This window comes from Virgifigura deserti (genome assembly GCA_003576685.1).
Classification (GTDB): Bacteria; Pseudomonadota; Alphaproteobacteria; order Dongiales; family Dongiaceae; genus Virgifigura; species Virgifigura deserti.
This window is the reverse complement of sequence record QOZR01000009.1, coordinates 152,506-176,848: the sequence shown is the minus strand read 5'-3', so window position 1 is coordinate 176,848 and position 24,343 is coordinate 152,506. Positions and strand designations below refer to the sequence as shown.

Genomic DNA, 24,343 nt, shown 5'->3' with positions numbered 1-24,343 from the left:
TCTGCGGTCGACGGCGATCGCTACTTTTCGAGCTCGGCGGCGAGTTCCGGCACCGCCTGGAACAGGTCCGCCACGAGGCTGTAGTCGGCGACCTGAAGGATCGGCGCGTCCTCGTCCTTGTTGATGGCGACGATCACCTTGCTGTCCTTCATGCCCGCCAGATGTTGGATCGCGCCGGAGATGCCGACCGCGATATAGAGCTCCGGCGCCACGATCTTGCCGGTCTGCCCGACCTGATAATCATTCGGCACGAAGCCGGCGTCGACGGCCGCCCGGCTCGCGCCGACAGCGGCGCCCAGCTTGTCGGCGACCTTCTCCAGCAGGTGGAAATTCTCGCCGCTCTGCATGCCACGCCCGCCAGAGATGATGACCCGCGCAGAGGTCAGCTCCGGCCGCTCCGACTTGCTCAGGGCCTGCCCGACGAACTGCGACAGCCCGCTGTCGCCGGCCGGGTCAACCGTCTCGATCGCCGCGGAGCCGCCTTCGGCCGGCGCCGGATCGAAGCCGGTCGCGCGGACGGTGATCACCTTGATCGGGTCGCTCGACTGTACGGTCGCCAGCGCGTTGCCGGCATAGATCGGCCGCACGAAGGTGTCGGCGCCTTCGACGGCGCTGATGTCGGAGATCTGCGCGACGTCGAGCAGGGCCGCGACCCGCGGCATGACGTTCTTGCCGGCGCTCGTCGCCGTGGCGAGAACATGGGTGAAGCCCGGCGCCAGTTTCGCCACCAGCGCGGCGAGGTTCTCGGCCAGGCGATGCTCGTAGGCGGGATCGTCCGCCAGCAAAACCTTGGCGACGCCGCCGATCTTCGCGGCTGCCTCGGCGACGCCGTGGCAGTTGGATCCGGCGACCAGCACCGCCACATCGCCGAGCTTCGCCGCCGCCGTCACCGCATTCAGGGTGGCGGGCTTCAGGTTCGTATTGTCGTGTTCAGCGACGACCAGGACGCTCATCAGATTACTTTCGCCTCGTTGCGCAGCTTGTCGACCAGTTCGGCCACGCTTGATACCCGCACGCCGGACTTGCGCGGCGGCGGCTCGACCACTTTCAGCGTCTTCAGCCGTGGGCTGACGTCGACGCCCAGCTCATCCGGCGTCAGCGTCTCGATCGGCTTCTTCTTCGCCTTCATGATATTGGGCAGCGAGGCATAGCGCGGCTCGTTCAGCCGCAGGTCGGTCGTGATCACCGCCGGCATCTTCAGCGCCACCGTCTCGAGCCCGCCATCGACCTCGCGGGTTACGGTCAGGCTGTCGCCGTTCGGCTCCAGCTTCGAGGCGAAGGTGCCCTGTGCCCAGCCCAGCAGCGTCGAGAGCATCTGCCCCGTCTGGTTGCAGTCGTCGTCGATCGCCTGCTTGCCGAGGATGACGAGCTGCGGCTGCTCCTTCTCGACGACGGCCTTGAACAGCTTGGCCACCGCCAGCGGCTGCAGCTCGGCGTCGGTCTGGATCAGGATGCCGCGGTCGGCACCCATGGCCAGCGCGGTGCGCAGCGTCTCCTGGCACTGCTGAACGCCGGCCGACAGGGCGATCACCTCGGTCGCCTTTCCGGCCTCCTTGAGGCGGATCGCCTCCTCGATCCCGATCTCGTCGAACGGGTTCATCGACATCTTGACGTTCGTGGTTTCGACGCCCGTTCCATCCGCCTTCACGCGGACTTTCACATTGGCGTCGATGACCCGCTTGACGGCGACGAGGACCTTCATCTCAAACCTGCCCGGATCTCCTGACGGACGGTATCCCGCGGCTGTAGCGGGGCGCGACCGAATGCTCGGCGGCCGTCCGAATTGCTCTCAAATTGTGCGGTCGCACAATAGGTAGATGACATAGACGTGTCAACGCCGCCAAACCGTGCCCAAAACTGGGGCAAACCGCCGTAACCATTAGGCCTTCAGCGATTGGCGCCGGGCTTCCATAGCACGTCGGCGCGGCCGCCGTCATTAAGATGACGGGCCATTACGAACAGATGGTCCGACAGCCGGTTGACGTACTGGATGGCCAGCGGATTCACCGGCTGCTCGCCCGCCAGCGCGGTCATCTCCCGCTCGGCACGCCGAATCACGGTGCGGGCCAAGTGGAGCTGCGCCGCCGCAGCCGTCCCGCCGGGTAGGACGAAGGAGTTCAGCGGTTGCAGTGCGGCATTCATGCGGTCGATCTCCTGCTCCAGGCGTTCGACCTGGCCGGCCGCAATGCGCAGGGCCGCGCCCGGCTGCTCGTCTTCCGCCTCGGGCGTGCAGAGGTCGGCCCCCAGATCGAACAGATCGTTCTGGATGCGGGCCAGCATCGCGTCGGCTTCTTCCACGGTATGCAGGCGGGCGATGCCGATCACCGCATTGGCCTCGTCGACGGTGCCGTAGGCGGCGACGCGCGAGTCATGCTTCGGCACTCGCCGGCCATTGCCGAGCGAAGTCTTCCCCTTGTCGCCGCCGCGCGTGTAGATCCGGGTGAGCTGAACCATGCCGCCTTACGCTTGCGATAGCAGCACGAACAGGATGAACAGGCCGATCGCCGTCCCTTGCAGAATGACGCGCCAGCGCATGAACCGGTTGCTGTTGCGGCGGGCGAACTCGCCGCCGCGCGCCATGCTGAACATACCGAGGAACAGGGCTCCCAGGGTCGCGATCATGGCGACGATCACGAGAATGAAGAGAATATCCATTCGCTACGATATAGCGAGCCGAAAGGCCGAGACCAGCGGAAATTGCGCCCGGATGTTACCGCTTGCGGATCGGGCCGACGATTTCCAACCGAACGGGGACGCCGTCGATAGCATCGGGCAGGATCACGTCATCGGCCGGCGCCTGCCGCAGATTGACCTTGAGGCAATAGCCGTCCTCGAAGCGGGCGATGCCGATGCCGACGACGGTGGCCATCGGGGCGAACGCCGCCTTCGCCTTCTCCTTGGCGGCGCGCGCCTGATCGATCGAAACGGCGGTCATGCCGCTCAATATAGGTTGCGGGATGTCAGGTGAGTAGATCGACGCGCAGCCGGCGCAGCACGGCGGGCAGCGGATTGGCGTAGGTCAGCCCCTGGTCGTTGCTGCCGCCCTGATCGCTGCCGGCGAACAGCAGGGCGATGCCACGCCGTTCGGCGTCGACGATCAACGAGCCGCTGTCACCGCCGTCGCTGAATGGGCCGTCGCCGGCGCCCTCGATCTCGATCTGGTCGTCGAAGCGCAAGTTTCCGGAATCATAGCCGACGATCACATTGTCGATCTCGAAGGCGGTGATGCGGCCGCGCGTCAGGCCGGTCGTGCGGCCGACCTTGGCGACCTCGGCAATTTCCGGCGGGCCGTCGCCGGCGAGCCCGCCGAGCCGCCCTAGGCCGGTCAGCTTCACAGGGTCGAAATCCAGTCGGGGTTTCAGGTTGGCGACGGCACAGTCCATCGCGTTCGCCGCGCGCGGCTTCAGGCGCACGAAGTCCGCCAGATAGCCGATCGCGTCGCGGCCGCGCCGGCCGCCGTCATAGCGGCCGGGCTGGAGGATCGCGTCGCCGATTTCCGCCCGATTCTCGTCGGCGAGAACATGGTTGTTCGACAGGATCATTGGGGCCTCGTCGCTGCGCCGCCGGACAAAGCAGCCGAGCGTGCCCGCCGTGATGCCGTAATGCCCGATCGATCCGCCGATGCGCAGCGGCCGGTTGCGCCGTCGATGCCAGGGCAGCACGCGCTTGACGATCCGCCCGATATAGCGGACGTCGATTTCACCCTTTGCGAGACTCCGGATCCTCTCGATCTGCATCCCGCCCTCCATCTCGCGTCGCTGGATGCGGACGGCCAGCCTGAAGCCTGTCTCCGCACAAGGGGCGATGCCGACGGCGACGGTTCGATGCGGCTCGGCCGTGGTGCCGAAGGGTTGCGCCGCAAGGTCGATGCGCCGTCCCTCCCTTCGGGCCAAGGGCGCCAACACCAGCCGATCGATGCGCGCCTTCAATTCGCGTGCGGAATCGATTTCCATGAGAGCTCTCCCTGCGTCGGGGTGATTGTACGCGGAGACGGGGGAAGGGAATGAGGCGACGGCCGGCTCAGTTCCGCCCCGACAGCAGCCCCCGTGCGATAACTTGCGCCTGGATCTCGGCGGCGCCCTCGAAGATGTTCAGGATGCGGGCGTCGCACAGCACACGGGAGATCGGATATTCCTCGGCATAGCCGTTGCCGCCATGGACCTGCAGGCCATTGTCGGCGTTCGACCAGGCGACGCGGGCGGCGAGCAGCTTGGCCATGCCGGCCTCGATGTCGCAGCGCCGATCCGAGTCCTTCTGCCGCGCCGCGTACCAGGTGAGCTGCCGCGCGACCATCGTCTCGACCGCCATCCAGGCTAGCTTGCCGGCGACGCGCGGGAAGGCGTAGATCGGCTTGCCGAACTGGATCCGCTCGCGGGCATAGGCGAGGCCGAGCTCCAGGGCGTTTTGGGCCACGCCGACCGCGCGCGCCGCGGTCTGGATGCGGGCTGACTCGAAGGTCGCCATGAGCTGCTTGAAGCCCTGGCCCTCGACGCCGCCCAGAAGACTCTCCGCCTTCACCGCGAAGCCGTCGAAGGCGAGCTCATATTCCTTCATGCCGCGATAGCCCAGGACCTTGATCTCGCCGCCGCTCATGCCGGGCGCGGGGAAGGGAGCGGCATCCGTGCCGCGCGGCTTCTCGGCGAGGAACATCGAGAGGCCGGCATAGCCGGGCTCGTCGGCATTGGTGCGGGCGAGCAGCGTCATCACGTCGCTGCGCGCGGCGTGGGTGATCCAGGTCTTGTTGCCGGTGATCCGATAGACCTCGCCGTCGCGTACCGCGCGGGTCTTCAACGAGCCCAGATCCGATCCGGTGCCGGGCTCGGTGAAGACGGCGGTCGGCAGGATCTCGCCGCTGGCGATCCGCGGCAGCCAGGATCGCTTCTGCTCCTCGGTGCCGCCGAGGCGGATCAGCTCGCCGGCAATCTCGGAGCGGGTGCCGAGCGAGCCGAGGCCGATATAGCCGCGCGACAGCTCCTCGGTCACCACGCACATCGCCAGTTTGCCGAGGCCGAGCCCGCCATAGTCCTCAGGGATCGTCAGGCCGAAGATGCCGAGCTCGGCGAGCTGCTCGATCACCTCGATCGGGATCAGCACGTCGGCCCGGTGCCACTCATGCGCCGCCTCGCGGTAAGCCGCGGCCAGCCGGGCGAACTGGTCGCGGATCATCGCCAGCGTCTCGTCGTCGAGCCCCGCCTCGCCGAAATCGCCCTCGGCGATGAGTTCGGCAAGGCGCATTCGCACCGCGCTGGTATGGCCGCGTCCGATCAGCGCCCGCACCGGCTTGCTGTCGGCGAAGCCCGTCGCCTCGGCGTCGACGCCGAGATCGGCGAGCCGCACGATCTCACCCTGGCTCAGTGCGATACCGCCCTGGATCTGAGCGAGATACTCGCCGAAGGCTGCCTGACAGATCAGCGCCTCCCGCTCGCCGAGACGGCCGGTCGCCTGCAGCCGCTCGGCCCAGGCCAGGGTCTGTCGCAGCGCCATGGCATAGGTCGCGAGCCAGGCATAGCCATGCGCGGCGAACTGCTCGCGCTCGAAGGCTTGCGCATCGATCCGGCCGCTCGGGCCGACCAGTCCAAGCACTGTCGCCCGCGCCGCCTCGGTGACGCTCTCGGCAGCCGATAGAGCCTCGCCACAGGTTGCCAGCAGATCGGGAAGCAGGAGCGATGATTCAATGGCTTGAGTCATGAGAGCAAAACGACCACAGAGACACAGAGGATTGAATTGTCCTCGGTGCTTTTCTCTGTGTCTCTGTGCCTCTGTGGTTGTCTTTCTGATCTAAGCCTCGACCGCGTCCTCGATGGTGCGCATACCGGGGCGCTTGGCCTGGACCAGCACGGCCATGTTCCCCGGCTTGTGCTGGTTCTTCATCATCTTGGTGTGGGCGCGCGGGATGTCGGCCCAGGCGAAGACCTCCGACATGCAGGGGTCGATACGCCGCTCGATGACGAGGTTGTTGGCCTGGCTGGCCTGCAGCAGATTGGCGAAATGGCTGCCCTGGATGCGCTTCTGCCGCATCCAGACGAAGCGCGCATCCATCGTCAGGTTGTAGCCGGTTGTGCCGGCGCAGAACACGACCATGCCGCCGCGCTTGACGACGAAGCAGCTCACCGGGAAGGTCTGCTCACCCGGATGCTCAAACACGAAATCGACGTCGTTGCCCTTGCCGGTGATCTCCCATATCGCCTTGCCGAATTCGCGGACCTTCTTCATGTATTCGGCATAGCCGGCGCTATCGTCGACGTCCGGCAGGCTGCCCCAGCAGGTGAAGTTCTTCCGGTTGATCACGCCCTTGGCGCCGAGGGACATCACGAAGTCGCGCTTGTCGTCGTCGGAGATCACGCCGATCGCATTGGCACCGGCCGTCGCGATCAGCTGGATCGCCATCGAGCCGAGCCCGCCCGAGGCGCCCCAGACCAGTACGTTGTGGCCCGGCCGCAGGATGTGCGGGCGGTGGCCGAACAGCATGCGGTAGGCGGTCGCCAGCGTCAGCACGTAGCAGCCGCTCTCCTCCCAGGTCAGGTGCCGCGGCCGCGCCATAAGCTGCTGCGCCTGCACGGCGGTGAACTGGGCAAAGGAGCCGTCCGGCGTCTCATAGCCCCAGATCTTCTGCGACGGCGAGAACATCGGGTCGCCGCCGTTGCACTCCTCGTCATCGCCGTCGGTCTGGTTGCAGTGAATGATGACCTCGTCGCCGACCTTCCAGCGCTTCACCTTGCTGCCGACGGCCCAGACGATGCCGGCGGCGTCGGAGCCGGCGATGTGATAGGGCGCCTTATGCACGTCGAAGGGCGAGATCGGCTTGCCCAGGCCGGCCCAGACGCCGTTGTAGTTGACGCCAGCGGCCATCACCATCACCAGCACTTGATAGGCATCGAGCGGCGGTGTCGGCACCACCTCGACCTGCATCGCCTGTTCCGGCTCGCCATGGCGCTCGCGGCGGATGGCCCAGGCATACATGCGCTGGGGGACATGGCCGAGCGGCGGAATCTCGCCGATCTCGTAGAGGTCTTTCGTCTGCTGGCCCGGACGAAGTTGGATCACCTCAGCCGCTTCGCTCATCTGGCTCTCCTCAACCACGTGGTCGGATTGGATCGAGTGTACCGGCCGTGGTGGATATTGCAATGCACAAAAGACGGTAAATATCCAGAGTGCCGATCCGGAAGAAATTTTATTTCCTATACCGTGAGCGTGCGAAACTTTTCGTCTGAAACAAGCCGGTGACGCAGGGTAGTGTGTCGGGTCTTGGCGCCTAGTAACGCTGCGGTGCAGCGCGAGGGGCGGCGGCCCGGATCGCCCCGGCCCCTAGATGTCGTATTGGGCCTTCGTCAGCGTGCAGCCGGCATGATAGCTGCTCCTCAGAGCGGTGATGACATGACGGAGGGTCGTGCAGCGCTTGCATGAAAGCCGATCGTCAGAGCGGCCGGAATGAGCAATAGGTAACAGATCGCACCGATAATGTAGGTTGTGCCGATCCCGAGCGCGATGCTGGAGGCTACGGCGAGCGATGCCGCGAGTACGCCAGCCGCACCATTGACCCCCCAGAACCACGGTGTTGGCTTGCGGTCCACAACAGAGATGAGCCGCATGCCGGTCGGGAAGCCGAAGCCCATGAGCAGGCCGGCTGGCGCGATCATGAGCACGCAGAGTGCAGCCCGAGTGATCAGCATCGCACCGTCGAACTCGAGCAAGACGGATGGGATCCAGAAAGGCAAAGCGAACAGATAGCCTCCGGTGACCAGCGCCCAGATCGCGAGTTTCCCCTGGCTGTCGAGGGGCAGCCAGTCCGAGATCATGCTGCCGATACCGGTCGTCAGGATGATCGAGAACAGCACGACGCTGAGCGAATAGATCGGGTGCCCCAAAAACACGCTCATTCGCTGCAGAAGGCCGATCTCGACCATCATGAAACCGACGCCGATGAGAAAGAAATAGGCGGTCCCACCCCAGGCCAGCCGTCTGCCGACATCCCGAACCGCCGGACGCAATGGGATGATGATCGTTGCCATCACCAGGGCCGCAGAGATGAGGAACAGAATCAGGAGCGTCGCCGTGGCGAACAGGTTTCCGCTCACGACGCCCGTCTCTCTGATTTCGGCCGCCAGGCTGATCGTCTGCAATGGGTCGTAGAGAGGCAGCTGATTGAAGAAGAACGGCCGGTCGTCCGTCGGCGGCGTCAAGTCGAGCTCCAGGCTCGAGGTGTAGCGCTCGAGCTCTCGTCTGCTTTGGGTCGAGACGATCTCCCGCAGGACATCCACCTTCGGTTCCTGCTGCGGGCTGATCAGGACGGTGTAGCCCATTTCATCGGCGGCGGCTTCCAGGTTCTCAACCTTGCCCGGCGACAGCGGTTCGCGCGACAGAACGAGAGTGGCGACGCGATCCGAACCGGCAAGGAAGATGTGCTGCCTGGGCTCGCTTGCGCCGACCTCGAATGCGGCCGCCATGGCCAGGCTGACCGTGCGGCCGGTCTCCTCGATCCTCTCCGGTGCGTACCAGCGGCTTACCGTGAAGACCCCGTTCGGCTCAACCCGTTCCAGGAAGGTGCGCCAGGCTTCCACCGTGTAAAGGCCGTTCTCGCTAAGCGAGAAGGCGCCGGCGCCGGTCGCCGCCCAGGTGTCCACCAGGGACATCTGAATGATGTCGAATGTCTCCTCGCTCCGGGCGAACCAACTCCGGGCTTCGGCGACCTCGATCGAGATGCCGTCCATCGCGCCGATACCCGAGAAGTCGGCAAAGTTCGGCTCCCGTGTCAGCAGGCGCTGGAGAACGGGATTGATCTCGACGCCGGTGATCTCGGGTATGCCGAAGAGGCGCGCACTCAGGAGGTCTCGTCCGCCGCCTACGCCAATAACCGCGGCCCGCTTCTGCTCGGATAGGAAATAGGCGAGGTTGGTCACGTCATACCTTAAGAACCCTACCTCCTCGATATCGCCGTCGACGCGATAGGCGGTGGTGCCGGCCCCGCCGTCGATATTCATGCCCCGCTGCTCGACCGGCCAGTCGCTCGCCATGTAGATCGGGGATGGTCCCCACATGTGCGGATCCGGATTGCCGGTGTCGAAAACGACCACCCGCGAAAAGGAATTCCATTCCTCGAATATGCGCTGATCGAGCCGCTCCACCTTGCCCTTCACGAATACAGGGTGGAGCCCCCAAGGACTCGCCAGGTCATTGGCGAGCGCAACGGCAACCAGCGCCAGCCCGATGGGCAGCGGCCGCCGCAGCACCGCGGAGACCGGCGGTTTTATCAGCGGCGCCGCGCCGATACGCGAATAGGAGAAGAGCACGGCGGCGAGCGCGGCAATGGCGCCGACCCACAGGACGGCGGTCGGCCCGCGAACCGTGTCGAGCAGGACCAAAACGCCGAGACAACCGAGCGCCGCGCCGACGAGGTCGACGCCATAGACGCGTCCAATCGGATAGGGACTGCGGGTGAGCGCCAAGGAGACGACCACGCCGGAGAAGAAGAACGGCACGGCCAGGCAGATAGCGAGTTCGGCCCAGATAAGAACCGCCAACACACTCATCTTGGCGAGGGGCAGCAGCGTCAACTGCACGGCAAACGACAGGACTGTCGTTACCGCGAAGGCCGAGGTGAAGTAGACGAGGTCGTGCGATAAAGTGGCTTCTGTGAAGCGGTCGCGCCGCAGGTAGACCCACACGGCACCTGCAGTGAGTCCGAACATTGCGATGCTGATGACGAAAAACGCCAGATGATACCAGGCGACGACGGAAAGTATACGCGTCTGAATAAGCTGCAGCATAAGCGTTGCTGCCGTGACGAGGAATAATCCGCCATAGAACGCTATGCGATTCATCGTGGGCTCCTCGTATCCAGACTTTAGGAATAGGCTTGCTCACCCTCCCGGCTAAGCTGCAGACCTCTTGTCGTCCCCTGCCGAACGGCAAATATTTCCCCCAGCAGCACCAACACGAAGGTCGCCAAGCCAGTTCCAGACAGCACCGGCCCGGAGGTGCAAAAAGCCTGCGGATTGTCGGGCGTACCGAGGACACGCCACGCAGACGAGCTTGTCAGTCCGGGACGCTCTCTTCGAAGCTCGTCTGGTCCCTCGGCTTATCGGCGGCCGTAAGGCGCAGGATCTCGCCTTTTGGCTGATCGGTGAGGAGATAGAGCGCACCGTCCGGGCCTTGGACGATGTCGCGGATCCGGGCACCCATCTCGATCCGCTCCTCCGCGATGACGCGGTCCCCACGCAGGGTCAGGCGGATGAGGGCGTTCGAGGAAAGACCTCCGATCAAGATGTTGCCCTGCCATTCCGGAATGAGCGCGCCGGTGTAGAACGTCATGCCGGAGGGAGAGATCACCGGATTCCAGTGGTAGATCGACTGGGCGAGTTCGGGCCGCGTCGGCGGGTCGGGGATGTCTTCTCCCGAATAATGCCGTCCCCAGCTCACGAGCGGCCAGCCATAGTTGAGGCCCGGGCGCGGTATGTTGAGCTCGTCGCCGCCCAAGGGGCCGAACTCGTGGATCCAAAGGTCTTGGGTTTGCGGATGAAACGCTCCGCCCTCGATGTTGCGGTGGCCGTAGGACCAGATCTCCGGCCGAACCCCTTGGCGTCCGACAAACGGGTTGTCCTGCGGCACAGAGCCGTCAGCATTGATGCGCACGAGAGCGCCGATGGTGTTGCTCAGATCCTGGACCAGATCGAGGGCGAAGCGGTCGCCCAGCATCACGAACAAAGTGCCGTCGGGCGCGAAAGCGAGCCGCCCGCCGAAATTGCGTTCGTCGGCCACCTTCGGCGTCTGCCGGAAGATGATCTCGAGGTCGCTGATGTGGTCCTTATGGAGAACCGCCCGTGCGACCGAGGTCCCGGCCTTGCCGCTTCCGTCGCCGGCAGGCTCGGCGAACGCGAAATAGATGCGGCGATTGGACGCGAAGTCGGGATCCAGCCTGACGTCCAAAAGCCCGCCATTGCCCGTCGTGTAGACCTCGGGCAGACCGGAGAGAGGTTTTGAGATATTCCCGCTCTGCGGGACGCGCAGGAGTTGACCCGATTCTTCCGCCACGAGCATGCTGCCGTCGGGCAGGAAGACCAGGCTCCAGGGACGCTTGAGGCCCGTCGCGACGGGTTCTGCGCGGATCGGGCCCGTGGCCGTCTCAACGGTTCGTGCTGTCGTCTTGGATTTGCCCGTTGCCGCCCAGCCCGGGGCTGGCGGTGCGGCCGCCAGCATCAAAGTGCAAAGCGCGGCAAGCACGAAACCAAGGGTCACAGATCGGTACAGGCGATTCCGCGTCCTCAGCAACATCGACATCCTCCTGCTGACCGATGTAACGGCAAGAGAGCAACAGTCGACTTGAAACAGCGATGCACGGAAAAGGTTGCAATGCAGCCTGAGGCGACGGTGAACAAAGGTTAGTATTGTCGTCGTCAGAATTTAGCGCGAGGAACGATGGTTCATTCGGCAACCTCGAGCGGAATCAGAGGCAGTCATAGACGGCGACGAGTTCGCCATAGACCTGCTCGGTCCGGGTCAGTCTGGGCGACCGGTCATAGATCGCACAATATTCCTGGGCGATCTCGATATCCGGCTCCGTGTCCTCGTCATATTCGATGGTGAAGGCGGGGCTGTCGGAGTCGTATCGGTCGACCATGATCTCGCAGCCCGCGAGAGCGGCCGAGGACAGAAGGGCAAGACTGGCGAGAACTCTCCGCATGAATGCCTCCGAAACCGCGCGCCTTTACAGTTGAGAACGCCGCTCTGGGGTAGTTGATCCATCGGCGCCTGAAATCATCGGCTTCTGCAGTCTTGACTTCTCGGGCGTCCGCGGGCTATTTCCGGGTCATCGTGGTGATTTGGTCAGCCGGATTGCAGCCACGTTAAACAAGTCGCTAAAAGGTCATGCGCGGAGCATGCCCCGACCTGACCGGCCGGGGTTTTTTCGTCGGTTCCTTCGCGCCGGCTTTCGTGGCGACCTGCCTCGGAACGCAGGAGGTCCGACTATGACGGAAGATCGTTCAAACCCCGCCCAATGGCGTCCCCGCACCCGCCTCGTTCATGGCGGGCAGTTGCGTTCGCAGTTCGCGGAGACCTGCGAGGCGCTCTACCTCACTTCGGGCTATGTCTATGAGTCGGCCGAGGAGGCGGAGGCCGCCTTCGCCAACCGGGTGACCCGCTTCATCTACTCGCGCTACGCGAACCCGACGCTCTCGATGTTCGAGGAGCGGATGGCCCTGATCGAGGGCGCCGAGACGGCCCGCGCCACGGCCAGTGGCATGGCGGCGGTGTTCGCCGCGCTGATGTGCCAGCTCAAGGCCGGCGACCGCGTCGTGTCGTCGGACGCGCTGTTCGGCTCCTGCCAATATATCGTGGCGGAGGTCCTGCCGCGCTTCGGCGTCGAGACGGTGATGGTCGACGGCCGCGATCTCGACCAGTGGCGGCAGGCCTTGAGCAAGAAGACGACGGCGGTATTCCTGGAGAGTCCGGCCAATCCGAGCCTGCGGATTATCGATCTCGCCGCCGTTTCGGAGCTCGCTCATGCGGCCGGCGCGCGGGTGGTGGTCGACAACGTCTTCGCGACGCCGCTCCTGCAGCGGCCGATGGAGTTCGGCGCCGACATCGTCGTCTATTCTGCGACCAAGCATATCGACGGTCAGGGGCGCTGTCTCGGCGGAGTCATCCTCGGCGACAAGGCCTTCGTCCAGGACGTGCTGCAGCCCTTCCTGCGCCATACCGGGCCGGCGCTCTCGCCGATGAATGCCTGGCTGCTGCTGAAGGGGCTGGAGACCATGGATCTGCGCGTCCGGGAGCAATGCGAGAGCGCCCGCCGCCTCGCCGCGTTCCTGGGCGGGCAGGAGAAGCTGGCGGCCGTTCTCTATCCCGGCCTGCCGAGCCATCCGCAGCACGACCTCGCCCGCCGCCAGATGAGCGACGGCGGTACGCTCCTCGCTTTCGACGTCGCCGGCGGCAAGCCGGCCGCCTTCCGGTTCCTGAACGCGCTGAAGCTGATCGCGATCTCCAACAATCTGGGCGATTCCAAGAGTCTGGTAACGCACCCGGCGACGACGACGCATCAGCGCCTGGCGCCCGAGGAGCGGGTGCGTCTCGGCATCGGCGAGGGGCTGGTCCGGCTTTCGGTCGGGCTTGAGGACGTCGCCGATCTGGAAGAGGATTTGAGCCGAGCGCTCGCTGCCATCTAAGGAGACATCATGCTGCAAACGCCGAGAGCCACCCGCGGAATGGTGGTCGCGCCGCATCATCTCGCCGCGCAGGCCGGCCTTCGCGTGCTGCGCGAAGGCGGCAACGCCATAGAGGCGATGGTCGCGGCGGCGGCGACCATCGCCGTCGTCTATCCGCATATGAATGGCCTCGGCGGCGATTGCTTCTGGCTGATGTCGGCGCCGGGGGAAGCGCCGGTCGGCATCGATGCCTGCGGCGCGGCCGGCAGCGGCGTCGATGCCGCGCTCTATCGCCGACAGGGGCTGGACGCCATCCCCGCGCGCGGGCCGCTCGCCGCGATCACGGTCCCCGGCGCGGTTTCAGGCTGGCAGGCGGCGCTGGCGACGAGCGCGCGCTGGGGCGGCCGGCTGCCGCTGGACCGCCTGCTCGAGGATGCCATCCATTATGCGCGCCACGGCGTGCCGGTCACGCAGAGCCAGCATGCCAACACGGCGGCGAAGCGCGCCGAGTTCACCGATGTTCCGGGCTACGCCGAGACCTTCCTCTCCGACGGCGCGCCGCCGGCCGTGGGCGCGCTGTTCAAGCAGCCGGCGCTCGCTGGCACGCTGGAGCGTTTGGCGAAGGCCGGGCTCGATGATTTCTATCGCGGTGCCCTGGCCCGGGAGATGGCGGCTGAGATGGGGCGGGTCGGCAGCCCCCTCACCGAGGCGGACCTGGCCGCGCAGCGCGGCCGGGAGGTCACGCCGCTGACGATCGAGCTGAGCTGCGGCAGCGTCTACAACCTGCCGCCGCCGACGCAGGGCCTCGCCTCGCTGATGATCCTCGGCCTGTTCGACCGGCTCGGCATCGCCGGGGCCGAGGGCTTCCCCTATCTGCACGGGCTCGTCGAGGCGACGAAGCGGGCGTTCCTCGTGCGCGACGAGCATGTGACCGACCCGGCCTATATGACCGTCGATCCGGCGCGCTTCCTGAGCGACGCGGCCTTGTCAGAGGCCGCCGCCGGAATCGACCCGGCGAAGGCGCTTCCCTGGGGCACGGAGCCCGGCGGCGGCGATACCGTCTGGCTCGGCGCCATCGACGGGGAAGGCCGTGCCGTCAGCTTCATCCAAAGCCTTTATTGGGAGTTCGGCTCCGGCGTCGTTCTGCGCGATACCGGCATCATGCTGCAGAACCGAGGCAGCAGCTTCCGGCTGGCCGAGGGCGCGCCGAACGCGCTCAAGCCCGGCCGCAAGCCCTTCCACACGATTCAGCCGCCGCTGGCCCGGCTCAAGGACGGCCGCGTCATGTCCTACGGGACCATGGGTGGCGAGGGCCAGCCGCAGACCCAAGCCGCGATCTTCACCCGCCATGTCTTGTACGGCCAGGACCTGCAGGCGGCTGTCACCGCGCCGCGCTGGCTGCTCGGCCGGACCTGGGGCGCGCCGAAGATGAATCTCCGGATCGAGGACCGCTTCGCGCCGGAAACCATCGACGCGCTGCGCAAGGTCGGGCATGACGTCGAGCTGGTCGGCCCGTTTGACGAGATCATGGGGCATGCTGGCGCGCTGGTCCGGCACCCCTCCGGCCTGATCGAGGGCGCCTCCGACCCCCGCAGCGATGGAGTCGTCGCGGCTTTCTGATGGCTTGCCGTTCTTATTCTGAGAAATCGTTGCGGCTTGAGCCCTGAGCCCCACCCTTGAGGGGTGGCGGGGTGCAGGAACCGGATTCCGCGCGACTGAACGAGATCTGGCGGGATGGTGGCGGATTTCTGCAGCCTTCGGCGGCTGGATACTCCATGTCAAGAAAGGCATTGATGCGGCCGCGCCCCGCTGTGACGGGCTGGAATGGCGCAATCAGGTGGTCGGCGTCTACCGATGGCGCGGTTAACTATAACCGGAAGCGAAACAGATGTATTCTCTCGGGATCATATAGCAGGGGGAAGTCATGTTTCGCACGATGTCAATTGTCGCTCTACTGTTGATCACGCTCGCGGGCTGCGCATCGCCACGGACGATGAGCCGAGACGAATGGCTCCAAGCCAGCACGCGGACCTATACTGACGTTTCCAAAGACCAGTTTTTTGCCGCCGCAGAGGAACTCTTCCGGCTCGCCGATGGCGATGACTTCCAGGTCGCCTACCCGGATGCGGACCAGATGGTCGCTACACGTCGGTGGACAGTTTATATGGTGCTTGCTTTCTCCATGGGGACCGATACCTGGCTGGTGAGGGCGACGGACGAGAGCGACGGACTCGCTGCGTCGGTAGCCGTCTCGACTGGCAATTCTGGGGCTGGGCCAATGATGACGACGGGCGGGGACTGGACAGTGACAGGCGCTCCGGGTGCCGGCGCCATCCCCGTCCAAGGGACGGCGATCTATGAGATTTTCTGGGCGCGGATGGACTACTTGCTCGGCAAATCGCCGGATTGGATGACCTGCGAGGAAGCCATTGAACGGGCCAAAACGAAAGTCGTTTGGGGCAATAACGAAGCGCTCTGCAACCTCATCAACGTTAAGGATCGAACGCCTGAAAGTTCGGTTGTTCCGGTCAGCGGGTAAGCGTTGATATGCCGCTTAATGATTTGACGCCACATGTACCGCTGCGCGTAATTGCCGCGACCAATCCGTTCTCCATAGAGCGAACCGACTTCACGCTACCGAAGCCCGGAGCACGCTTGTCAGTCTGCTCGAAAGGCGGTACTCACGCTCGCGGTAGCCCTATCCATGGCGGCCGTGACCCGCTGAGGGCGGCAATGATTGCGGCCGGCACCGTCGAAATCTCCGCTCCAAGGTTGACCAGGCCGCGCGCGCATAACGCTCCCTCAGCTAAACTGGAGGAGGTTGTGGCTCAAAGCGGGGTGGTTCAGGGACTAGGAAATCACCAGCAGAGGGCGAAGGCGGGGAAGATTTCGGCCTTGGTGCCGCGCGGATCGCAACCGGCTTCGAGCATGCCGGTCTCCGGGTCGCGTTCCGCCGCCAGGAGATAGCCCTCCGTCCAGTCGATGGCGACCTCGACATCGTGGCCGCGGCGCGTCAGCTCCCGCAGCGCCGCGTCGCCGACACGCGGCTCGATGCGCACGCGGTTCGGGAAGTGGTCATGCGGTGCGAAGAAGCCGGGGAAATGCTCGCTGCTCAGCTTCGGCGCCTCGATCGCTTCCTGGATCGTCATGCCGAACACCACACGGTTGAGCAGGAACTGGACCTGCCACTGGTCTTGCTGGTCGCCGCCCATGCTGCCGAAGACCATCCAGGGTTGCCCGCCCTTGAACGCCAGCGACGGGCTGATCGTCGTCCGCGGCCGCTTGAACGGCGCCACCAGATTGGGGTGGTGTGGCGGGGCCAGATAGAAGGTCATCAGGCGGTTGCCCAGCGGGAAGCCCAGGGCCGGCACGACCTCGGCCGATTTGATCCAGGCGCCGCTCGGCGTCGCCGCGACCATGTTCCCCTCGGAATCGATGACGTCGACATGGACGGTGCCCGGTCCCCAGGCCTTGCCGCCGAGCCGGTCGGCCGCGGGCAGCAGCGCGCCCATGCCCCGGGGATCGCCCGGCCGCAGCGATGCGTCAGCACGGTTCGGATCGATCAGCGCGGCGCGCAGCGCTCCATACTCCTTCGACAGCAGCGCCTCGGCCGGGATATCCACATGGCGCGGGTCGCCATAGAACTGCTCGCGGTCGGCGAAGGCCAGCTTCAGCGCCTCGATCAGGACATGCAGATAGTCGGCACTGTTGTGGCCCAGCGCGGCGAGGTCGTGGTTCTCGAGAATGGCCAGGGTCTGCAGCAGCGCCGGCCCCTGGTTCCAGAAGCCGCATTTGAACAGCGTCACGTCGCCGAAATCGAGGCTGACCGGCTCCTCGACATGCGTTTCGAACCGGGCCAGGTCGCTGCGGGCGAGGAATCCGTCCCGCGCTTCCGCAAACGCCGCGATCTCGGCCGCCACGTCGCCGCGATAGAAGCCGTCGAGCACCGCCTGCAGGCCCTCTGCCCGCCCGCTCCCGGCCTTGCGCTCGAGCGTCGCGAGATGATCGAACATGGCGGCGAGCGCGGGATTGCGGAAGAGGTCGCCTTCTTGCGGCAGCCGGCCGTCCGGCAGATAGAGGGCGGCACTGCCGGGCCACTCGCTCCGGAACAAGTCCTGCAGGTCGCGGATGCCGAAGCCGGCCTGGCCGACCAGGCCGCAATGCGCGGCAAAGCCGTCACGCGCCAGCGCGGTGGCCGGCGCGGCGACCTCGGCAAAGGGAAGACGGCCGAAGCGCAACAGCGCGGTGACCAGCGCGCCGAAGGCGGCCGGCACGCCCGCCGCCAGGATTCCCCGGTCCGGCACGTCCGAAAGGCCGCGCTCCCGATAGGCCTGCGCCGTGGCCCGCTCAGGCGCCGCCATGTTGCCATTGACCGCGTGAACGCGGCTGTCGCCGGCCATGCGGATCAGCATCGGGCATTCGCCGCCGATCGTATGCATCTGCGGGTTGACGAGGCCCTCGACGAGCACGGCGGCGACCGCCGCGTCGACCGCGTTGCCGCCGCCTTTCAGGATGTCGGCGGCGGCATCGGCGGCCAGATAATGCTCGCAGGCGACGGCCCCGCGGGTGCCGCGCAGGCGCGGGTAGAAGGTTCGGCCGTCGTTCGGCTCGGCGCGGAAGGCGCGGGTGCTCATCCTTGTCTCCCTATTCGCCGAGATCCGATCCGTCGGCCGGCCGCTACCAGCCGATGGCGCGCGGCAGCCATGTCGCGATGCCCGGGAACATGAACAATGTGATCAAAGCCACGACCTGAAGCGCCACGAACGGAAGGACGCCGACATAGATGTCGCGGGTCGTGACGCCCGGCGGCGCGACGCCCTTGATGAAGAACAGGGCCCAGCCGACCGGCGGCGTCAGGAACGAGGTCTGCAGGACCAGACAGACGAGGACCGACAGCCACACCATGTCGACGCCGGAGTTCACGAACAGCGGCAGGAACAACGGCAGGGCGATATAGGAGATCTCGATCCATTCCAGGAAGAAGCCGAGAATGAACAGGATGAACAGCAGGAACACGATCTCGGCCGTGAGCCCGCCCGGCACGAAGGCGAACAGGTCATGCACCAGATCCTCGCCGCGCAGGCCGCGGAAGGCGAGCGAGAAGGCCTGCGAGCAGATCAGGATGAAATAGACCATTGCCGTGATCTTCAGGGTGTTCTGAACGGTCTCCGTCAACACCTGCCGGTTCAGTCGGCCCGACAGGGCGACGATGACGGCGCTTCCGAGCGCACCGATGGACGCGGCCTCCGTCGGCGCGGCGACGCCGAAGATGATAGAGCCCAGAACGGCGAAGATCAGGGCGAAGGGCGGCAGAACGACTTGGAAGAGCTTGAGAACAAGCTGCCCGGTCGAAACCCCCTCGCGCTCGGAGAGCGGAATCGCTGGCGCCATGTCCGGCCTGAGGGCGCCGACGCCCAGCATGAAGATGGCATAGATCGCGGCGAGAACGAGGCCAGGAATCATCGCCGCGGCGAACAGCGTCCCCACCGACTCGCCCATGATGTCGGCGAGCAGGATTAGCACCAAGCTGGGGGGGATGATCTGTCCGAGCGTGCCCGACGCGCAGATGGTGCCGCAGGCGAGCGAGTTGCTGTAGCCGCGGCGCATGAAGGTCGGCAGCGTCAGAAGCCCGAGGGTCACGACCGTCGCGCCGACGATGCCGGTCGAGGCGCCCATCAGCACGCCGACGAGGATGATGGCCAGCCCCATGCCGCCACGCAGGCCCCCCGCGGCATAGCCGATGACGTCCAGCAGATCTTCGGTTATTCGCGACCGCTCGAGCATCACGCCCATGAAGACGAACAGCGGGATCGCCATCAGCGTGTAGTTCGTCAGCACGCCAAAGACACGCAGCGGCAGCAGACTGAACAGGCCCATTCCGAATCCGATATAGCCGAACAGAAGCCCCGCGGCTGCCAAGGCGATGGCGACCGGGAAGCCGATCATCAGCATTCCGAGAAAGCCGGCTGCGAGCAGAATCGCGATGATTTCGTTATCCATGGCTGCGCTCGCTTCGGCTGAACAGGGGAATGGCGGCCTTTATCGCCTGCGCAGCCGCCTGGATGAGCAGGAGGAGAAAGCCGAACGGGACGAACGCCTTCAAGGCGAACCGGTAAGGCAGCCCGCCCGGATCCGGAGAGCCCTCGCCGATATTGTAGGACTGCATGACCCACGGCACCGCCATGTAGATGATGATGATCGCAATGGCCGCTGTCGTCAGCGCCACGACCAGATCTATGAAATGCCGCATCCGGGGCGGAAAGCGCTCATAAAAAAGATCCACGCGCACATGCTCGCCGTGACGCATCGCATAGGCGATGCCGATCATCACGATCGGCGAGACCAGGTGCCACTCCGCTTCCTGAAACGATACCGGGCCGACGCTGAACAGGTATCGCAGGATGACGTTGAACGCGACGAGGAGAACCAGCGCGAATCCCAGCCATGCCGCCACGCGGCCGAGCCAGTCGATCAGCGTCTCCAGCGCGTTCGCCAGGCGCGCCAGCCCACCCTCGTGGCGTTCCTCAGCCGCATCGCCGCCAGGACGGGAATGATCCCTGGCGGATGCCTCGTTCATATTGTTCATGATCTATACTGCTGCCCTTTGGCCGAATCGTCACGGTCGTTCCGGCCACTCGGGCCGGAACGACCGTGCCTCGCCCCGAAGGGCGAGCCCGAGTCACTCTCAGGCGGTTTTGACTTGCTGGAACTCGGCCTCGCTGACGGCCGCCCACGCGTCGTGCTGCTTCTTGAAGTTCATGAACGACTCGTGGACCTTCTTGGTGAAGGGGTCCTTGTCCGCCTCGGCGGCCATCACCTCGGTCGTGACCTTGCGGAGCTGCTCGACCACGTCGTCGGGGAGTGGCTGCGCCGTGACCCCCTCATTGTCGACAAGATCCTTGAGCGCCTCGGCATTGTGCGCCTCCAGCCAGGTGTGGCCGGTGAGGTTCGTGTCGCGCGCCGCGGCCTGAATGATCGTCTGCAGATCCTTCGGCAGGCTGTTCCAGGCGCCCTTGTTGATCATCAGCTCCGACGTCGTCGAGGGCTCATGCCAGCCAGTGGTGTAGTAGTACTTGGCGGCGTTGTGCAGGCCCAGGCGCCGGTCCTGATAGGGGCCGACCCATTCCGCAGCGTCGATCACCCCGCGTTCGAGCGCCGGGAAGATCTCGCCGCCGGGCAGCAGCTTCACATTCACGCCGAGCGCGGCGTAAACCTGTCCGGCCAGTCCGGGAATCCGCATGATCAGGCCATTCACGTCCTGAACGGATTCGATCGGGTTGCGGAACCAGCCGGTCATCTGCACGCCGCTGTTGCCGACCGGCATCGCCACGAGGTTGAAGGAGTCATAGAGCTCGTTCCACAGCTCGAGCCCGCCGCCATGATAGAACCAGGCGTTGATGCCCTGGAAATTGAGCCCGAACGGCACCGTGGTGAAGTACTGGGTGGCGAAGTGCTTGCCCGCCCAGTAGTAGGAGCAGCCGTGGTTCATCTCCACGGTGCCGGCCGACACTGCGTCGAACCCGCCGAAGGCCGGAATCAGCTCGCCGGCGGCGAACACCTGGATGCGGAGACGGCCGTCGGACATCTCCTCGATCCGCTTGGCGCAGTACTCGGCGCTGCCCGGACCGCTCTGATAGAACGGCAGCTGCGGCGGCCAGGTCGTGGTCATCTTCCAGTCGAAGGTTTCCTGCGCGCGGACCACGGCCGGCGCTGCAACCGTTGCCGCGGCGCCGGCAAGACCCGCCGCCATAAAATCGCGTCTCTTCATGATGAACTCCTCCCTCTTGCGAGATACTCGATTCGCCTCTGATCTCGATCTACTGCTCTTGTCGATGTGCGCCGGATCGCTTCGGCGCGGGCCGCAGCCATTCCCTCGTGTGACGGTTCCAATGCCTAGCACCCAAGCGTCAGAAACTGAGTCCCGCGAGCTTTAGGTTCCGTAAAGTCCTGAGAACTGATGCATGCAAACCCCCAGGCCCCGAGCGTTCGCAACGGAGCGTAAGCGTAGTAGACAGAAGGTTGTTCCGAAATCCAAGAGGGAAATGGCATAAAGCATACCACATACCAATAAATGCTGCACTGCTATTAGACACCATTTAAGGCTGGCCTTGGTTTGTAGGGCGCGTCTATTGCGCTGCACAATCAAAGGCGCGTAAGCTGCCCGGGTCAGCTCTTACGGAGATGCCGATGGTCGATCATTCCACCCGCGAGGAGCCGAAAACCATGCACCGTGATTCGCCCTGGCTGATTCGCACCTATTCGGGGCACAGCTCGGCGAAGGCCTCGAACGCACTCTATCGCACCAATCTGGCGCGCGGGCAGACCGGTCTCTCGGTCGCCTTCGACCTGCCGACGCAGACGGGCTATGACGCCGACCATCCGCTGGCGCGGGGCGAGGTCGGCAAGGTCGGCGTTCCGGTCTCGCATCTCGGCGATATGGAAGCGCTGTTCGAGGGGTTGCCGCTCGACCGCATGAACACTTCGATGACGATCAACGCAACCGCGCCCTGGCTTCTGGCGCTCTATGTCGCTGCGGCGGAGCGGCAGGGCGTGGCCCGCTCGGCCCTCTGCGGCACGGTGCAGAACGACATCATCAAGGAGTATCTCTCGCGCGGCACCTACATCTTCCCGCCGGGGCCGAGCCTGCGCCTGATCACCGACGTGATCGCCTTCACCTATCGCGAGATCCCGAAATGGAACCCGACCAACGTCTGCTCCTATCACCTGCAGGAGGCCGGGGCGACGCCGGTGCAGGAGCTGGCCTTCGCACTCGCCACCGCGATCGCGGTGCTCGACGCGGTCCGCGACTCGGGCCAGGTGCCCGCCGCCGATTTCCCGCAAGTCGTCGGCCGGATCAGCTTCTTCGTCAATGCCGGCCTCCGCTTCATCACCGAGATCTGCAAGATGCGGGCCTTCACGGAGCTGTGGGACGAGATCTGCCGGACCCGCTACGGCATCGCAGAGGCGAAATATCGCCGCTTCCGCTATGGCGTGCAGGTCAACTCCCTCGGCCTCACCGAGCAGCAGCCGGAGAACAATGTCTATCGCATCCTGCTCGAGATGCTGGCGGTGACCCTGTCGAAGGACGCGCGCGCGCGCGCCGTGCAGCTTCCGGCCTGGAACGAGGCGCTGGGCCTGCCGCGGCCCTGGGATCAGCAATGGAGTCTGCGCCTGCAGCAGATCGTTGCCTACGAGACCGATCTTCTCGACTATGACGATATCTTCAATGGCTCGACGGTGATCGCCGCGAAGGTTGCCGAGCTGAAGGCCGAGGCGACGGCGGAACTCGGCCGGATCGAGGCGATGGGCGGGGCGGTCGCCGCGGTCGAGTCCAGCTATATGAAGCAGAAGCTGGTCGAATCGAATGGCCGGCGTCTGGCTGCGATCGAATCCGGCGCGCAAGTCGTGGTCGGCGTCAACGAGTTCATCGACTCGGCGCCGTCGCCGCTGACCGCCGGCGGCGAGGCGGGCTTCCTCGCCGTCGACGACGCGGCCGAGCAGGAGCAGGTTGCCGCGCTTCAGGCCTGGCGGGCGGTCCGCGACGAGGGCGCCGTCGCGGCCGCGCTCCAGGAGTTGCGCGCCGCCGCGGCCGAAGGGCGCAACATCATGACGCCGTCGATCGCCTGCGCCCATGCCGGCGCCACCACCGGCGAGTGGGGCGCTGCCCTGCGCGAGGTCTTCGGCGAGTATCGGGCGCCGACCGGAGTCGGCCGCGCGGCGGCGGCCGGGGAGGGCGAGGGAGGACGGCTCGCTGAGGTTCGGAGCGAGGTCGAGCGCGTCTCGGCCCGCCTCGGCCGGCGGATCAAGATGCTGGTCGGCAAGCCCGGCCTCGACGGCCATTCCAACGGCGCCGAGCAGGTCGCCGTGCGCGCCCGCGACGTCGGGCTCGAGGTCGTGTATGAGGGCATTCGCCTCACTCCGGCGCAGATCGTCAACGCCGCGCTCGAGGAGGGCGTGCATGTGGTCGGCCTCTCGATCCTCTCCGGCTCGCATGTCCCGCTGGTGACCGAGGTGTTGGAGCGGATGCGCGGGCTCGGCCTTGCCGATGTCCTGGTCGTCGTCGGCGGCATCATCCCGCCCGAGGACGAGCGCCGGCTGACCGCTGCCGGCGTCGCCCGGATCTACACCCCGAAGGACTACGACCTCACCGCGATCATGCAGGATATCGTCGAGCTGATCGATCGCGGCACGCAGGAGGCGGCCTGAGTCGGACGCTGCAACATTGCGTGGATTCCGTATTTTATTGGCACTGCCGGGCCTGCTCTGAAGTTGGACCGGCATTCCAGGGGCGTCGCGACAGCTGGAGGACTCCAACGGTCGGCGAACTGAGTTCACCGACCGTGTGGGCCCGCCAAGCGCAGGTTTGGCCCGACTAAGCGGCGGATCGCCGTCGACGCGACGAAAGGCCGAGCCAAGCCAGCCCGACGCCGAGAAGGCCAAGCGTCGCCGGTTCCGGAACCTGTGAAGGCGTCAGAACTGTGGTGATCGCGCCCACAGCGTCGATATCGGCCCCTACGCTGGCGCCCGACCTCCCATCCGCATTCGGGTCGTCGGTGAGACGCACGAAGCCGAACAGGTCATCGGGGCCGAAGCCGAACGCGTCGATGTCGATGCCGGCCGTTGCGCCAAAGACCTTGCCGACATCGAGCCAGTCCAAGCCGTTCATGCTGATCTCGACGAAGGTGTCCTCGACGTCCGGTCCGACCTCGAAGATCCACAGGTCTAATGCGGCGTCGCCGCTGCCGGTGAGCTTGTTGTCGATGAACGCGAGCGTGATGCTGCCGCCGGAGCCGAGGCTGACAAACGAGCAGTCAGCCTGCACGGCGCAGGCCCCGCCCGAAATATAGTCGGGCGTTCCCAAGGCATTGCTTGTGCCCCGATTCGCATCGGTCGGCTCGCCGCCAATGATCACCGGGTCGTAACTGACGACGGCGTCTGCAAAAGACGCCGTGCCGTCCGGGAACTCCACTCCGCCGATGAGCGTTGCGGACGCTGGAGTCGCGGTTAACATGGTTATAAATGCGCCAGCCAGTAGGGCGGTATATCGCATCGTATGCTTTCCCCTTTTAAAAGAGTTTTTCCTCCGCACAGAACTGCACGCAAAGATTATGCCAAGAATTCCGGCTCAGACATTTATGACTTTGTGTCAGTTACTTGTGAAGATTTATCGGAGGATGCCGCCGAAGCAGCTAGGGAGACTTGTA

Annotated in this window: 19 protein-coding genes, 1 pseudogene and 1 riboswitch; of the genes and pseudogenes, 4 read left to right on the top strand and 16 right to left on the bottom strand. The window is 65.3% G+C overall.

What is annotated here, in order from left to right:
* Positions 1-20: 20 nt before the first annotated feature.
* The 11 genes from DT069_RS16615 to DT069_RS16565 all read right to left on the bottom strand — a co-directional run bounded on the left by DT069_RS16615 (position 21) and on the right by DT069_RS16565 (position 11,677).
* Entirely contained in the window at positions 21-953 is a 933-nt protein-coding gene (locus DT069_RS16615) for an electron transfer flavoprotein subunit alpha/FixB family protein (protein ID WP_119461427.1), read from the bottom strand.
* Positions 953-1,702 (bottom strand): electron transfer flavoprotein subunit beta/FixA family protein, encoded by a 750-nt coding sequence (locus DT069_RS16610; protein ID WP_119461426.1) that lies wholly within the window; start codon positions 1,700-1,702, stop codon positions 953-955. The genes DT069_RS16615 and DT069_RS16610 overlap by 1 nt, the downstream gene beginning before the upstream one ends.
* 185 nt (positions 1,703-1,887) lie before the next feature.
* Positions 1,888-2,454 (bottom strand): cob(I)yrinic acid a,c-diamide adenosyltransferase, encoded by a 567-nt coding sequence (locus tag DT069_RS16605; protein ID WP_119461425.1) that lies wholly within the window; start codon positions 2,452-2,454, stop codon positions 1,888-1,890.
* Between the two features lie 6 nt (positions 2,455-2,460).
* Positions 2,461-2,655: a twin transmembrane helix small protein gene (locus DT069_RS16600; protein ID WP_119461424.1), complete on the bottom strand. Its 195-nt coding sequence runs from the start codon at positions 2,653-2,655 to the stop codon at positions 2,461-2,463.
* A gap of 55 nt (positions 2,656-2,710) precedes the next feature.
* Complete coding sequence (locus DT069_RS16595) at positions 2,711-2,935, bottom strand: hypothetical protein (protein WP_119461423.1); 225 nt, start codon at positions 2,933-2,935, stop codon at positions 2,711-2,713.
* Positions 2,936-2,960: 25 nt separating this feature from the next.
* Positions 2,961-3,953 carry a chymotrypsin family serine protease gene (locus tag DT069_RS16590; RefSeq protein ID WP_119461422.1) on the bottom strand — a complete coding sequence of 331 codons (993 nt, stop codon included), beginning with the start codon at positions 3,951-3,953 and terminating at the stop codon, positions 2,961-2,963.
* A 67-nt stretch (positions 3,954-4,020) separates the two neighbouring features.
* A complete protein-coding gene (locus DT069_RS16585) occupies positions 4,021-5,688 on the bottom strand; it encodes an acyl-CoA dehydrogenase family protein (RefSeq protein WP_119461421.1) in 1,668 nt (555 codons plus the stop codon).
* Between the two features lie 90 nt (positions 5,689-5,778).
* The gene (ccrA, locus tag DT069_RS16580; RefSeq protein WP_119461420.1) at positions 5,779-7,062 is read right to left on the bottom strand and encodes a crotonyl-CoA carboxylase/reductase; all 1,284 of its coding nucleotides are present in this window, start codon (positions 7,060-7,062) and stop codon (positions 5,779-5,781) included.
* Between the two features lie 296 nt (positions 7,063-7,358).
* Positions 7,359-9,818 carry a spermidine synthase family protein gene (locus DT069_RS16575; RefSeq protein WP_119461419.1) on the bottom strand — a complete coding sequence of 820 codons (2,460 nt, stop codon included), beginning with the start codon at positions 9,816-9,818 and terminating at the stop codon, positions 7,359-7,361.
* Positions 9,819-10,032: 214 nt separating this feature from the next.
* Positions 10,033-11,268 (bottom strand): PQQ-dependent sugar dehydrogenase, encoded by a 1,236-nt coding sequence (locus DT069_RS16570; protein ID WP_119461418.1) that lies wholly within the window; start codon positions 11,266-11,268, stop codon positions 10,033-10,035.
* Between the two features lie 172 nt (positions 11,269-11,440).
* A complete protein-coding gene (locus DT069_RS16565; RefSeq protein WP_119461417.1) occupies positions 11,441-11,677 on the bottom strand; it encodes a hypothetical protein in 237 nt (78 codons plus the stop codon).
* 121 nt (positions 11,678-11,798) lie between these two features.
* Positions 11,799-11,876, top strand: a riboswitch (SAM riboswitch).
* 87 nt (positions 11,877-11,963) lie between these two features.
* Between DT069_RS16565 and metZ the strand changes: the two genes are divergently transcribed.
* The 3 genes from metZ to DT069_RS25005 all read left to right on the top strand — a co-directional run bounded on the left by metZ (position 11,964) and on the right by DT069_RS25005 (position 15,678).
* On the top strand, positions 11,964-13,160 hold the full coding sequence (gene metZ, locus DT069_RS16560) for an O-succinylhomoserine sulfhydrylase (protein WP_119461416.1): 1,197 nt from the start codon (positions 11,964-11,966) through the stop codon (positions 13,158-13,160).
* Positions 13,161-13,169: 9 nt separating this feature from the next.
* Positions 13,170-14,759: a gamma-glutamyltransferase family protein gene (locus DT069_RS16555; RefSeq protein WP_119461415.1), complete on the top strand. Its 1,590-nt coding sequence runs from the start codon at positions 13,170-13,172 to the stop codon at positions 14,757-14,759.
* 304 nt (positions 14,760-15,063) lie between these two features.
* Positions 15,064-15,678 carry a hypothetical protein gene (locus DT069_RS25005; RefSeq protein ID WP_425450309.1) on the top strand — a complete coding sequence of 205 codons (615 nt, stop codon included), beginning with the start codon at positions 15,064-15,066 and terminating at the stop codon, positions 15,676-15,678.
* 319 nt (positions 15,679-15,997) lie between these two features.
* Here DT069_RS25005 and DT069_RS16545 read toward each other — a convergent pair whose 3' ends face one another.
* From DT069_RS16545 to DT069_RS16530, 4 genes are all read right to left on the bottom strand, one after another.
* Positions 15,998-17,773, bottom strand: coding sequence for a gamma-glutamyltransferase family protein (locus tag DT069_RS16545; RefSeq protein ID WP_119461414.1), 1,776 nt, complete (start codon positions 17,771-17,773; stop codon positions 15,998-16,000).
* 43 nt (positions 17,774-17,816) lie between these two features.
* A complete protein-coding gene (locus DT069_RS16540; RefSeq protein WP_119461413.1) occupies positions 17,817-19,139 on the bottom strand; it encodes a TRAP transporter large permease in 1,323 nt (440 codons plus the stop codon).
* On the bottom strand, positions 19,132-19,725 hold the full coding sequence (locus DT069_RS16535) for a TRAP transporter small permease subunit (RefSeq protein ID WP_425450308.1): 594 nt from the start codon (positions 19,723-19,725) through the stop codon (positions 19,132-19,134). Before DT069_RS16535 ends, DT069_RS16540 begins: the two co-directional genes overlap by 8 nt.
* A gap of 99 nt (positions 19,726-19,824) precedes the next feature.
* The gene (locus DT069_RS16530; protein ID WP_119461412.1) at positions 19,825-20,907 is read right to left on the bottom strand and encodes a TRAP transporter substrate-binding protein; all 1,083 of its coding nucleotides are present in this window, start codon (positions 20,905-20,907) and stop codon (positions 19,825-19,827) included.
* Positions 20,908-21,266: 359 nt separating this feature from the next.
* Here DT069_RS16530 and DT069_RS16525 point away from each other — a divergent pair.
* A pseudogene (locus tag DT069_RS16525) lies at positions 21,267-23,345 on the top strand (methylmalonyl-CoA mutase family protein); the annotation flags it as partial.
* Positions 23,346-23,511: 166 nt separating this feature from the next.
* Here DT069_RS16525 and DT069_RS16520 read toward each other — a convergent pair.
* The gene (locus DT069_RS16520; RefSeq protein WP_425450307.1) at positions 23,512-24,150 is read right to left on the bottom strand and encodes a PEP-CTERM sorting domain-containing protein; all 639 of its coding nucleotides are present in this window, start codon (positions 24,148-24,150) and stop codon (positions 23,512-23,514) included.
* Between the last annotated feature and the right edge of the window lie 193 nt (positions 24,151-24,343).

Bases quoted from the DNA above. Each gene is read 5' to 3' on its own strand.
- DT069_RS16615 (WP_119461427.1), bottom strand. From the start codon at position 953: ATGAGCGTCCTGGTCGTCGCTGAACACGACAATACGAACCTGAAGCCC.
- DT069_RS16610 (WP_119461426.1), bottom strand. From the start codon at position 1,702: ATGAAGGTCCTCGTCGCCGTCAAGCGGGTCATCGACGCCAATGTGAAA.
- DT069_RS16605 (WP_119461425.1), bottom strand. From the start codon at position 2,454: ATGGTTCAGCTCACCCGGATCTACACGCGCGGCGGCGACAAGGGGAAG.
- DT069_RS16600 (WP_119461424.1), bottom strand. From the start codon at position 2,655: ATGGATATTCTCTTCATTCTCGTGATCGTCGCCATGATCGCGACCCTG.
- DT069_RS16595 (WP_119461423.1), bottom strand. From the start codon at position 2,935: ATGACCGCCGTTTCGATCGATCAGGCGCGCGCCGCCAAGGAGAAGGCG.
- DT069_RS16590 (WP_119461422.1), bottom strand. From the start codon at position 3,953: ATGGAAATCGATTCCGCACGCGAATTGAAGGCGCGCATCGATCGGCTG.
- DT069_RS16585 (WP_119461421.1), bottom strand. From the start codon at position 5,688: ATGACTCAAGCCATTGAATCATCGCTCCTGCTTCCCGATCTGCTGGCA.
- ccrA (WP_119461420.1), bottom strand. From the start codon at position 7,062: ATGAGCGAAGCGGCTGAGGTGATCCAACTTCGTCCGGGCCAGCAGACG.
- DT069_RS16575 (WP_119461419.1), bottom strand. From the start codon at position 9,818: ATGAATCGCATAGCGTTCTATGGCGGATTATTCCTCGTCACGGCAGCA.
- DT069_RS16570 (WP_119461418.1), bottom strand. From the start codon at position 11,268: ATGTTGCTGAGGACGCGGAATCGCCTGTACCGATCTGTGACCCTTGGT.
- DT069_RS16565 (WP_119461417.1), bottom strand. From the start codon at position 11,677: ATGCGGAGAGTTCTCGCCAGTCTTGCCCTTCTGTCCTCGGCCGCTCTC.
- metZ (WP_119461416.1), top strand. From the start codon at position 11,964: ATGACGGAAGATCGTTCAAACCCCGCCCAATGGCGTCCCCGCACCCGC.
- DT069_RS16555 (WP_119461415.1), top strand. From the start codon at position 13,170: ATGCTGCAAACGCCGAGAGCCACCCGCGGAATGGTGGTCGCGCCGCAT.
- DT069_RS25005 (WP_425450309.1), top strand. From the start codon at position 15,064: ATGTTTCGCACGATGTCAATTGTCGCTCTACTGTTGATCACGCTCGCG.
- DT069_RS16545 (WP_119461414.1), bottom strand. From the start codon at position 17,773: ATGAGCACCCGCGCCTTCCGCGCCGAGCCGAACGACGGCCGAACCTTC.
- DT069_RS16540 (WP_119461413.1), bottom strand. From the start codon at position 19,139: ATGGATAACGAAATCATCGCGATTCTGCTCGCAGCCGGCTTTCTCGGA.
- DT069_RS16535 (WP_425450308.1), bottom strand. From the start codon at position 19,725: ATGAACAATATGAACGAGGCATCCGCCAGGGATCATTCCCGTCCTGGC.
- DT069_RS16530 (WP_119461412.1), bottom strand. From the start codon at position 20,907: ATGAAGAGACGCGATTTTATGGCGGCGGGTCTTGCCGGCGCCGCGGCA.
- DT069_RS16520 (WP_425450307.1), bottom strand. From the start codon at position 24,150: ATGTTAACCGCGACTCCAGCGTCCGCAACGCTCATCGGCGGAGTGGAG.